General features: G+C 63.8%; 12 protein-coding genes and 1 pseudogene. 7 read left to right on the top strand and 6 right to left on the bottom strand.

Translation table 11 applies throughout. From position 1 onward, the window contains the following. Positions 1-96 precede the first annotated feature (96 nt). The 3 genes and pseudogenes from ACQKQA_RS28210 to ACQKQA_RS28200 form a co-directional block, all read left to right on the top strand. Positions 97-633: pseudogene (locus tag ACQKQA_RS28210) on the top strand (HisA/HisF-related TIM barrel protein); the annotation flags it as partial. A gap of 9 nt (positions 634-642) precedes the next feature. After that, positions 643-1,413 (top strand): imidazole glycerol phosphate synthase subunit HisF, encoded by a 771-nt coding sequence (gene hisF / locus ACQKQA_RS28205; RefSeq protein ID WP_427564503.1) that lies wholly within the window; start codon positions 643-645, stop codon positions 1,411-1,413. A 70-nt stretch (positions 1,414-1,483) separates the two neighbouring features. Next, complete coding sequence (locus ACQKQA_RS28200; protein WP_427564502.1) at positions 1,484-2,239, top strand: substrate-binding periplasmic protein; 756 nt, start codon at positions 1,484-1,486, stop codon at positions 2,237-2,239. 105 nt (positions 2,240-2,344) lie between these two features. On the opposite strand, the gene ACQKQA_RS28195 is transcribed toward ACQKQA_RS28200, so the two are convergent. The 4 genes from ACQKQA_RS28195 to gpmI form a co-directional block, all read right to left on the bottom strand. After that, entirely contained in the window at positions 2,345-3,103 is a 759-nt protein-coding gene (locus ACQKQA_RS28195) for a divergent polysaccharide deacetylase family protein (protein WP_427564501.1), read from the bottom strand. Between the two features lie 145 nt (positions 3,104-3,248). Next, complete coding sequence (locus tag ACQKQA_RS28190) at positions 3,249-4,559, bottom strand: S41 family peptidase (protein WP_427564500.1); 1,311 nt, start codon at positions 4,557-4,559, stop codon at positions 3,249-3,251. A 31-nt stretch (positions 4,560-4,590) separates the two neighbouring features. Then, positions 4,591-5,883, bottom strand: a complete 1,293-nt coding sequence (locus ACQKQA_RS28185; protein WP_427564499.1) for a peptidoglycan DD-metalloendopeptidase family protein — start codon at positions 5,881-5,883, stop codon at positions 4,591-4,593. A 136-nt stretch (positions 5,884-6,019) separates the two neighbouring features. Then, the gene (gene gpmI / locus ACQKQA_RS28180; protein WP_427564498.1) at positions 6,020-7,549 is read right to left on the bottom strand and encodes a 2,3-bisphosphoglycerate-independent phosphoglycerate mutase; all 1,530 of its coding nucleotides are present in this window, start codon (positions 7,547-7,549) and stop codon (positions 6,020-6,022) included. Positions 7,550-7,698: 149 nt separating this feature from the next. On the opposite strand from gpmI, the gene ACQKQA_RS28175 reads away from it, so the two are divergent. The 3 genes from ACQKQA_RS28175 to secB are packed head-to-tail and all read left to right on the top strand — an operon-like array spanning position 7,699 to position 8,905. Then, complete coding sequence (locus tag ACQKQA_RS28175) at positions 7,699-8,112, top strand: rhodanese-like domain-containing protein (RefSeq protein WP_427564497.1); 414 nt, start codon at positions 7,699-7,701, stop codon at positions 8,110-8,112. A gap of 1 nt (position 8,113) precedes the next feature. Further along, entirely contained in the window at positions 8,114-8,368 is a 255-nt protein-coding gene (gene grxC, locus ACQKQA_RS28170) for a glutaredoxin 3 (RefSeq protein WP_427564496.1), read from the top strand. Between the two features lie 54 nt (positions 8,369-8,422). Further along, positions 8,423-8,905 carry a protein-export chaperone SecB gene (gene secB / locus ACQKQA_RS28165; RefSeq protein WP_124323308.1) on the top strand — a complete coding sequence of 161 codons (483 nt, stop codon included), beginning with the start codon at positions 8,423-8,425 and terminating at the stop codon, positions 8,903-8,905. Here the strand turns inward: secB and ACQKQA_RS28160 are convergent. Together ACQKQA_RS28160 and trmL are read right to left on the bottom strand one after the other, a co-directional pair. Then, positions 8,899-9,048, bottom strand: coding sequence for a hypothetical protein (locus ACQKQA_RS28160; RefSeq protein WP_427564495.1), 150 nt, complete (start codon positions 9,046-9,048; stop codon positions 8,899-8,901). The genes secB and ACQKQA_RS28160 overlap by 7 nt on opposite strands. Positions 9,049-9,073: 25 nt before the next feature. Beyond that, positions 9,074-9,529: a tRNA (uridine(34)/cytosine(34)/5-carboxymethylaminomethyluridine(34)-2'-O)-methyltransferase TrmL gene (trmL, locus tag ACQKQA_RS28155; RefSeq protein WP_427564494.1), complete on the bottom strand. Its 456-nt coding sequence runs from the start codon at positions 9,527-9,529 to the stop codon at positions 9,074-9,076. On the opposite strand from trmL, the gene ACQKQA_RS28150 reads away from it, so the two are divergent. Continuing rightward, the gene (locus ACQKQA_RS28150; RefSeq protein WP_427564493.1) at positions 9,528-9,968 is read left to right on the top strand and encodes a hypothetical protein; all 441 of its coding nucleotides are present in this window, start codon (positions 9,528-9,530) and stop codon (positions 9,966-9,968) included. The two genes, trmL and ACQKQA_RS28150, sit on opposite strands and share 2 nt — an antisense overlap. Positions 9,969-10,436 lie beyond the last annotated feature (468 nt).

Raw genomic sequence — 10,436 nt, 5'->3', positions numbered from 1 at the left:
TGCTTGGGTCGATAGCGGTGGCAAGTCCGCTCCAACTTTCCTCTCCTCAGAAGAAATCAAACGTCTGGAGGAGAGACGCTACATCAGGGTTCTGCCGCCATCGCCAAGCGCTACCCGAACCTGCCGATCCAGATCGGCGGCGGCATCCGCTCGCTGGAAACCATCGAGCACTACGTCAAGGCGGGCGTGAGCTACGTGATCATCGGCACCAAGGCGGTGAAGGAGCCGGAGTTCGTCGCCGAAGCCTGCCGCGCCTTCCCGGGCAAGGTCATCGTCGGTCTGGACGCCAAGGACGGTTTCGTCGCCACCGACGGCTGGGCCGAGGTCAGCTCGGTGCAGGTGATCGACCTGGCCAAGCGTTTCGAAGCCGACGGCGTGTCCGCCATCGTTTATACCGATATCGCCAAAGACGGCATGATGCAGGGCTGCAACGTGCCCTTCACCGCAGCCCTGGCCGCGGCCACCCGGATCCCGGTGATCGCTTCCGGCGGCATCCACAACCTGGGCGACATCAAGGCTCTGCTGGACGCCAAGGCTCCGGGGATCATCGGCGCCATCACCGGCCGGGCGATTTACGAAGGCACCCTCGACGTCGCCGAGGCGCAAGCCTTCTGCGACTCCTACCAAGGCTGAGGACTCACCATGGCGCTGGCTAAACGCATCATCCCTTGCCTGGACGTGGACAACGGCCGGGTGGTCAAGGGCGTCAAGTTCGAGAACATCCGTGACGCCGGCGACCCGGTGGAAATCGCCCGCCGCTACGACGAGCAGGGTGCGGACGAGATTACCTTTCTCGACATCACCGCCAGCGTCGATGGCCGCGACACCACGCTGCACACCGTCGAGCGCATGGCCAGCCAGGTGTTCATCCCGCTGACCGTGGGTGGCGGCGTGCGCACTGTGCAGGACATCCGCAACCTGCTCAATGCCGGCGCGGACAAGGTCTCGATCAACACCGCGGCGGTGTTCAACCCCGAGTTCGTCGGCGAGGCTGCGGAGCATTTCGGCTCCCAGTGCATCGTCGTCGCCATCGACGCGAAGAAGGTGTCCGGGCCGGGCGAAACCCCGCGCTGGGAGATCTTCACCCACGGCGGGCGCAAGCCCACCGGGCTGGACGCGGTGGAGTGGGCGAAGAAGATGGAAGGCCTGGGCGCCGGCGAGATCCTGCTGACCAGCATGGATCAGGACGGCATGAAAAACGGCTTCGACCTGGGCGTGACCCGCGCCATCAGCGATGCCCTGGGCATTCCGGTGATCGCTTCCGGCGGCGTCGGCAACCTGCAGCACCTGGCCGACGGCATCATCGAAGGCCACGCCAGCGCGGTGCTGGCGGCGAGCATCTTCCACTTCGGCGAATACACGGTTCCCGAGGCCAAGGCCTACATGGCCCACCGCGGCATCGTGGTGCGCTAGCTACTAGCCACTGGACAGCATGGCGGGCTCGCGGCACTCTTGGGCACGCCATGGATTCCGGTAGCCCGTCATGTTCAAACGTCTTCTCCTTGTACTTGCCAGCGCTTCGGTTCTCTTCGCCGCCGGCGCTCGCGCAGCGGAAACGTCCGGCACTTCCCTGGTGCTGCTGACGGAAAACTTCCCCCCCTACAACATGGCCAGGAATGGCAAGAACTTCGCCCAGGGCGAGAATATCGACGGCATTGCCGTGGATATCGTCCGCGAAATGTTCAAGCGTGCCGGGATCAATTACAGCCTGACCCTGCGTTTTCCCTGGGAGCGCATCTACAAGCTCGCCCTGGAGCAGCCGGGGTACGGCGTGTTCGTGATGGCGCGGCTGCCGGATCGGGAAACGCTGTTCAAATGGGTCGGCCCCATCGGCCCGGACGACTGGATCCTGCTGGCCAGGGATGACAGCAAGATTGCCCTGCAATCCCTGGAGCAGGCACGCAAATACCGGATCGGCGCCTACAAGGGCGACGCCATCGCCGAGACCCTGGCCAAGCAGGGGCTCAAGCTGCAGGTGGTGCTGAAGGACCAGGACAACGCGCAGAAACTGGTCGATGGCCAGATCGACCTGTGGGCCACCGGCGACCCCGCCGGGCGTTACCTGGCCAAACAGGCCGGCGTGACCGGGCTCAAGACCGTGCTGCGTTTCCACAGCACCCAGCTGTACCTGGCGCTGAATAAAGAGGTGCCGGACGAAACCGTCGCCCGGCTGCAGGCCGCGCTGGACCAGCTGCGCCAGGAAGGTGTGGTGGAAGAGATCATGGGCCGCTATCTGTAAGTAGACTGGGGTCGCTATCGCGGGCAAGCCCCGCTCCTACAAGGCACGTGCAATCCTGTAGGAGCGAGGCTTGCCGCGATGGGTTGCAATGGCCAACGCCAAACCTCAGCGGTAAACCCCATCCTTGCCATGCCCGCTCATGGCCTTGTTGCTGCGCACACTGATCATCAACTCGATATCGATCCAGTCGATGCCCTGGGCCTTGAGCCGGGGCAGTTCGCGTTCGAGCACGGCCAGGGTCTGTGGATAAGGGTGGCCGATCACCACCGCCGAGCCCTGCTTGTGCGCCAGGTCGATCGCGGTCTGCAACTGGCCGGCGATAGCAGCCTCGGTGCGTTCGTCGTCGAGGAACACGTCGCGGGACACGCTGGCCAGGCCGATCTTCTGTGCCTCGGCGGCGGCCACGGTCCTGGCGCTGGTGCGGCTGTCGACGAAAAACTTGTGGCGCCGCTGCAGCTCGGCCATCAGCCAGGCCATGGCCTGGGGCTGGGAGGTCATGCGGCTGCCCATGTGGTTGTTGATGCCACGGGTGTAGGGAACGGCCTTGAAGGCGGCATTGAGGCGTCTTTCCAGCTCTTCGATGGGCAGATCGGGGTGCCAGGCGAAGGGGCCGGTGGCCGGGTCCATGGGCATGTGCAGGATGACGATCTTGCCGGCGCGGTGGGCTTCGCGGGCGAATTCGGCGGCGTGGGGCGTATCGGGCATGATCGCGGTGGTCACCGGGCCCGGCAGGGCCAGCACACGGCGGTCGCGGGGCAGGTTCTGCCCGAGATCGTCGATGATCAGGCTCAGGTAGGCCTTGCGTGGCGTGGGTTCGGCGGCCTGGGGCGCGCTGACGGCGAGGAGGCACAGAAGCCCGATCATGAGCCTCCACGGCAACCGTGTGGAGGGTTGGCGTTGGTTGGTCATCATGAGGTGCGGGTAAGGCCTTGGAGGTGTGTGGCGGTCATGGGGGAGCTATCGCGAGCAAGCTTCGCTCCTGCAGGAAGCTTGCTCGCGACGGGTTCCATCACTTGCTGCGGGTGATGCTCAAGCCCTTGAGCAGGCTCAGGGCCTGGGCCAGCTGGTAGTCATCGTCCTGCGGCATCGGCTTGGGCTTGCTGCCCGAGGCAGTCGGCTTGTCGGCGCCGCCGTTGCCATTGCCCAGGTGACCTTGCAGATCGGCTTCCTTGAAGTATTCGTTGTCCTGGGCTTCGTTGGTGATCTTGGCGCGGCGCACCTCGATGTCCGGCACGATGCCCTGGGCCTGGATCGAACGGCCGTTCGGCGTGAAATACAGCGCGGTGGTGATCTTCAGCGCACGTTCGTTGTTCAGCGGCAGCACGGTCTGCACCGAGCCCTTGCCGAAGCTGGTGGTACCCATCAGCACCGCGCGTTTCTGATCCTGCAGGGCGCCGGCGACGATTTCCGAAGCCGAGGCGCTGCCGCCGTTGATCAGCACCACCATCGGCACCGCTTCGCTTTCGTCCTTGCCGGTGGCGGAGAAGCGCAGTTCGGAGTTGGCGATGCGGCCCTTGGTGTAGACGATCAGGCCCTTGGTGATGAAGTGGTCGACCACTTCCACCGCCGATTGCAGTACGCCGCCCGGGTTGTTGCGCAGGTCGAGGATGATGCCGTTGAGCTTCTTGCCGTTGTCCTTGCGCAGCTTGGCCAGGGCCTTGGAGACCTCTTCGCCGGTCTTGACCTGGAACTGGGTGATGCGGATGTAGCCGTATCCCGACTCCAGCAGCTGGCTCTTCACGCTCTTCACCTGGATGGTGGCGCGGGCCAGGGTCACGTCGAACGGCGCACCGCCGTCGCGCACCAGGGTCAGGGTGATCTTCTGGCCGATCTTGCCGCGCATCTTGTCCACGGCTTCGGTCATGCTCTGGCCGCGGGTCGGCTGGCCGTTGATCTTGACGATCAGGTCGCCGGCCTGGATGCCGGCCTTGGACGCCGGGGTGTCGTCGATCGGCGACACCACCTTGATGATGCCGTCTTCGGAACCGACTTCGATGCCCAGGCCGCCGAACTCGCCGCTGGTACTTTCCTGCAGCTCGGCGAAGTCCTCGGGGCCGAGGTAGGCCGAGTGCGGGTCGAGGTTGCTGAGCATGCCCTTGATGGCGTTTTCCAGCAGGGTCTTGTCGTCGACGGGTTCGACATAGGCGGCCTTGATCCGGTCCATGACCTCGGCAAAGGTGCGCAGCTCTTCGAGCGGTAATGGCGCCTTGGCGGTCGTGGCGGCTGCCGATTGAGCGGTTTCGGCGGCGAACGCCAGGGGCGCACCGATCACCAGAGCGATCGTCAGGGCCAGCGAGGTGAGGCGGGACAAATGCAGCATGTCGAACGAACTCCTGAATGAAATGGCGCGCTTATCCTTGCACGCGGCACCATTGTGCCGGGTCGCTTGGGCGACCCTGCTGGCGAATAGCGAAGTACAGCGCAGGTGTGTCCTGGCCGCCACTGCTGCCCACAGTGGAGATGGACTCGCCGGCCTTGACGATATCGCCGGCTTCCTTGAGCAGTGTCTGGTTGTGGCCATAGAGGCTCAAGTAGCCGTTGCCGTGGTCGAGAATCACCAGCAGGCCGGCGCCGCGCAGCCAGTCGGCGAACACCACGCGGCCGCCATGCACGGCATGTACCTGGCTGCCGGCCGAGGCGCTGATCATCACCCCGTCCCATTTGGTCCGGGCATCGTCGCCGCGGGTTTCGCCAAAGCGGGCCAGCAGTCGACCATCGACCGGCCATGGAAGTTTGCCCCGGGCTGAAGCAAAAGGGCCTCCATAGGAGGCGCCGGCGCTGGAAACCAGGGGACCGGGCGTGGCTCGGGGCGGCTTGCGCGGGCTGTCGCCGGCATCGGCTTGGGCCTGGGCCTCACGCAAACGCTTTTTTTCGGCTTCCTGCTGGGCGATCAGCGCTTTCTGCCGCGCTTCTTCTGCCTCTCGGGCCTGGCGGGCCAGGGTTTCCTCGATGGTTTTCAGCACCTTGCCCAGATCGGCCTGGTCCTGCTCGCGGGCCTTGAGCTTGTCGCCACGGGCCTTCACGTCGTCGTTGAGCTTGGCCAGGGCCGACTGGCGTTCCTTGCGGACCTTGTCCAGTTCGTCGCGCTGGGTGTCGAGGCTGCTTTTCTGCACCAGCAACTGGGCTTGTTGCAGTCCGATTTCCTTTTCGACGTTGGCCAGCTGGCGCAGGGTTTCGTTGAAATTCTTCAGCTGTTCCAGGCGGGCCTGGCTCAGGTAGTCGTAATAGGTGAGGGTGCGGGCGAATTTTTCCGGATTCTGCTGGTTGAGCAGCAGCTTGAGGTACTCCTGACGGCCATTCTGGTAGGCCGCGCGGGCCTGGATGGCGATCAGTCGTTGCTGTTCAACGCGCGCGCTCTGGAGTTTTTTTTTCTCCTCATCGAGCCGCTGTAGCTCGGATTCGCTTTTCTTCAGCTCTTTCTGCAGGGTTTCGACCTGCTTCTCCAGCTTGCCCATCTCGGTCTCGGTGCCGCGCAGGTCTTTCTGCACGCCGGATTTCTCTTCCTGCAACTTGCCCAGCAGCTTCTTCAGCTCGGCAATGTCCTGACGCGTGGCGTCCAACTGCTGTTGGGTTTGCGCGCGCTCGTCGGCGAAGGCCGGTTGGAGCAGGCAGGTCAGAGCGAGGGCAATCAGGGCGCGAAGCATAGAGGCGGGCGACACCAGGGAAAGGGACGGCCTAGTATGCCCGCCCCTCGCTGCAAAAAAAACGCCTCAAAGCCAACTGCTTTGAGGCGTTCGTCATAAAAAGCCGTTTCCGGCTCATTATTGGGTCTTTTTAATATCAGACCAGTATCGAAGTGCCAGTCATTTCCACCGGCTGCGGCAGGCCCAGCAGCTTGAGCATGGTCGGCGCCACGTCGGCCAGTACGCCACCTTCGCGGACTTTCAGGTCACGCTTGCCGAAATAGATGAACGGCACCGGTTCGCTGGTGTGCGCGGTGTGGGCCTGGCCGGTGGTGGCATCGGACATTTGCTCGACGTTGCCGTGGTCGGCGGTGATCAGGGCTTCGCCGCCGACTTTCTCCAGGGCTTCGACGATGCGGCCGACGCACAGGTCCAGGCACTCGACGGCCTTGACCGCGGCCTCGAACACGCCGCTGTGGCCGACCATGTCGCCGTTGGCGTAGTTGACCACGATCACGTCGTAGCGCTGGTTTTCAATGGCGTCGACGATCCTGTCGGTGACTTCCGGGGCGCTCATTTCCGGCTGCAGGTCGTAGGTGGCGACTTTCGGCGACGGGATCAGGATGCGTTCTTCGCCCGGGAACGGTTCTTCGCGGCCGCCGGAGAAGAAGAAGGTCACGTGGGCGTATTTCTCGGTTTCGGCGATGCGCAGCTGGGTCTTGCCGTTTTTCGCCAGGTAGTCGCCCAGCACGTTGTCCAGGCTGCCCGGGGCGAAGGCCGACGGGGCCGGAATGCTGGCCGCGTATTGGGTCAGCATGACGAAGCCGGCCAGTTTCGGCTGGCGCGCGCGGTCGAATTCCTTGAAGCCGTCCTCGACGAACACCCGGCTCAGCTCGCGGGCGCGGTCGGCGCGGAAGTTCATGAACACCACGGCGTCACCGTCTTCGACAGTCACCGGCTCGCCGAGGGTGGTGGCCTTGACGAACTCGTCGCTTTCGCCGCGCTCGTAGGCGGCCTGCAGACCTTCCTGAGCGGTGGCGGCGTTGAACTCGCCCTTGCCGTCGACGATCAGGTTGTAGGCCTGGGCCACGCGGTCCCAGCGGTTGTCACGGTCCATGGCGAAGTAGCGGCCGATCAGGCTGGCGATGCGGCCCTTGCCCAGGGTCTTGAAGGTTTCATCCAGCAGTTCGATCGACGAGGCGGCGCTTTTCGGCGGCGTGTCGCGACCGTCGAGGAAGGCGTGCAGGTAGATCTTCTCGGCGCCGCGCTTGAAGGCCAGTTCGGCCATGGCCACCAGATGGTCCTGGTGGCTGTGCACGCCGCCTTCGGAGAGCAGGCCGAGGATGTGCACGGCCTTGCCGGCGGCCACGGCCTTGTCCACGGCGGCGCAGATCGTCGGGTTCTCGAAGAACTCGCCATCGCGGATGGCCTTGGTGACACGGGTGAAGTCCTGGTACACCACGCGGCCGGCGCCGAGGTTCATGTGGCCGACTTCGGAGTTGCCCATCTGCCCGTCCGGCAGGCCGACATCCATGCCCGAACCCGAGATCAGGCCATGCGGCACGCTGGCGTACAGGCGGTCGAGTACCGGCTTCCTGGCCGCATAGATAGCGTTGGATTCCGGGCTCTCGCTGTGACCGAAGCCATCCAGAATCATCAGGACCAAAGGTTTAGGCGTGGTAGTCATAGATTCCACTCGTGGCTGGATTGGGAGAAGTTGAAAAAGGGAGTGGCAGTTTAAAGCCAAGTTCAATCGGCGTCACCGCCGGGCGGGGTTTGGCCGGCCCGGAGGGCTGTGTATACTGGCCGACATTTTAACGCCCTGGAACCTCCTTGATGGTTGCTCACCTGATTCAATTCGCCACCGCACACTATCTGCTCGTCGGCGCCTTCGTCATCTTGCTGGCCCTGCTGATCGCCCATGAATTGAGCCGCGGCGGCCGCAGCCTCAGCACCCGTGAACTGACCGCGCTGGTCAACAACGAGCAGGGCGTGGTGATCGATATCCGTCCGTCCAAGGAATTCGCCGCGGGCCATATCGTCGGCGCGTTGAACATCCCTCAAGACAAACTGGCCGCCCGTATCGGCGAGCTGGAAAAGCACAAGGCCAAGACCATCATCCTGGTCGACGCCCTGGGTCAGCACGCCGGCACCCACGCCCGCGAGCTGATGAAGTCCGGCTTCACCGCCGCCAAGCTGTCCGGCGGTGTCAGCAGCTGGAAAGCCGACAACCTGCCGCTGGTGAAGTGATATGGCTTCTGTCGTCGTCTATTCCAGCGATTACTGCCCCTACTGCTCGCGGGCCAAGTACCTGCTCGAGAACAAAGGCGTAGCCTTCGACGAGATCAAGGTCGACGGCAAGCCGCAGGTCCGCGCCGAAATGGCCCAGAAGGCCGGGCGCACGTCCGTGCCGCAAATCTGGATCGGCGGCACCCATGTGGGCGGTTGTGACGATCTGTTCGCCCTGGAGCGCGCCGGCAAGCTCGACGCGCTGCTCGCGGCCTGACCGGCCACCCCGTTCAGCAAACCCTACAAGACCCGAGATCAAGAAGGATCTGAGATGACTGACCAACAGAACACCGCTGCGACCGAAGACGAATCCGCACCGCAATTCTCGCTGCAGCGCATCTACGTGCGTGACCTGTCTTTCGAAGCTCCAAAAAGCCCGGCGATCTTCCGCCAGCAGTGGGAGCCGAGCGTCGGCCTGGACCTGAACACCCGTCAGAAGGCCCTGGAAGAAGGTTTCCACGAAGTCGTGCTGACCCTGTCGGTCACCGTGAAAAACGGTGAAGAAGTGGCGTTCATCGCCGAAGTGCAACAGGCCGGTATCTTCCTGATCAAGAACCTGGACGACGCTTCGATGAGCCACACCCTGGGCGCGTTCTGCCCGAACATCCTGTTCCCGTACGCTCGCGAAGCCCTGGACAGCCTGGTGACCCGCGGCTCGTTCCCGGCCCTGATGCTGGCGCCGGTGAACTTCGACGCGCTGTACGCGCAAGAGCTGCAACGCCTGCAGGCCGCTGGCGAAAACACCGTTCAATAAGCGGTTTGCCCGCCCATGAAAAAAGCGCCTTTGACGGCGCTTTTTTCATGGCTGGGTGAAACCTTCGGGTAGGAGCGAGGCTTGCCCGCGATAGGGGCGACGCGAAACGCCTGAAACACCGCGTTATCGTTCATCGCGAGCAAGCTTCGCTCCTACAGAAGCAGGAGCTTATTTGAAGCCCAGCTGGCGCCAGGCCTCGTAGACGGCCACCGCCACGGTGTTGGACAGGTTCAGGCTGCGGCAGCCTTCGCGCATGGGCAGGCGCAGGCGTTGTTCGCTGGGCAGGGCGTCCAGCACTTCGGCGGGCAGGCCACGGCTTTCGGGGCCGAACAGGAAGGCGTCGCCCTCGGCGAAGCTGGCGTCGTGGAAGGGCTGCGAGCCCTTGGTGGTGAAGGCGAACAGGCGCGGATGGCCGAGGCTTTCCAGACAGCTGGCGAGGTCGGCATGGCGTTGCAGGGTGGCATACTCGTGATAGTCGAGGCCGGCCCGGCGCAGGCGCTTGTCGTCCATTTCGAAACCCAGCGGCTCGATCAAATGCAGGTGGCAGCCGCTATTGGCGCACAGCCTGATTACGTTGCCGGTATTCGGCGGAATTTCTGGTTGAAAAAGGATGACGTGAAACATGCACGGCTCCGAAGAAAAAGACAGGCCGCATTCTACGCCTGAAGCCGACCCCAAGCCGCAGCTAATGCTGCGAGTGTTCGGCTCGCTGGCGATCGTTGGCGTGATGCTCGGGTTGATGATCGGTCGCCTCACCAACCCGGACCCCACCGAGTTGCAGCAGGTGCAGGTCGAGCCCGATGGTCTGGTGGTGTGGTTCAACAACGAGCCCAAGGTCCATGGCGAGCACATCGACGGCTCTGTGGCGCTGCTGTTCGAGGCCGAGGGGCGGGCGCAGAAGGGCCAGCTGAAGATCAACGACAAGGATGCCAACTGGCGGGTGCGGGCGGCGCAGGAAGGTTTGCTGCTTAACGTGGTTGCGGCCCGGGCGCTGCACGCCGAATGGTCGGGCAGCGAGGTCGATGGGCGCTGGCGCCTGGAGGTCCGCCTCCGGGAGGAATAAAAGAGGGGATTCCCGGCCTGCCTGTACCAGGGTCCCCAAAAGCGTGGGCTGGCACTGAGTGCGCCGGGCCCGGTGTTAAAGAGGGAAGCCCTGGCCTGCCTGTACCAGGGTTCCCGAAACGGCTGGAGCCCGTCGCTGCGAGCGGTAGGGGCTCCGGGTGTAAAGAGGGGGATGCTCGGCCTGCCTGTACCAAGGTCCCCAAAACGGGTGAGCGACTGCGCTCGTGATCTTGTTTGCAGGGCGCGTGCCAATTCAGGCTTAAACGGTTCAGTTATTTTCAGGGTCAAGCTGAAAGCCCCGGTTCATGGGGTTTTCGCCGTTTTACGGATGGTTTTTTCCAGAAAGGGCGCGGCCGCTCGGGCGCGAATCCCCCGCCTGGCCAAGCCTTTCGGCAGTGCAGGCTCACCATTTCGGTGCACAAAAAGCATCGCGGGCCAGCCTCGCTCCTACGGAACATGCGAACCGTAG

It is taken from the genome of Pseudomonas sp. NPDC089530, assembly GCF_050280705.1.
Classification (GTDB): domain Bacteria; phylum Pseudomonadota; class Gammaproteobacteria; order Pseudomonadales; family Pseudomonadaceae; genus Aquipseudomonas.
Note: the sequence above shows the minus strand (reverse complement) of the source record. Positions and strands in the feature narration are given on the sequence as shown.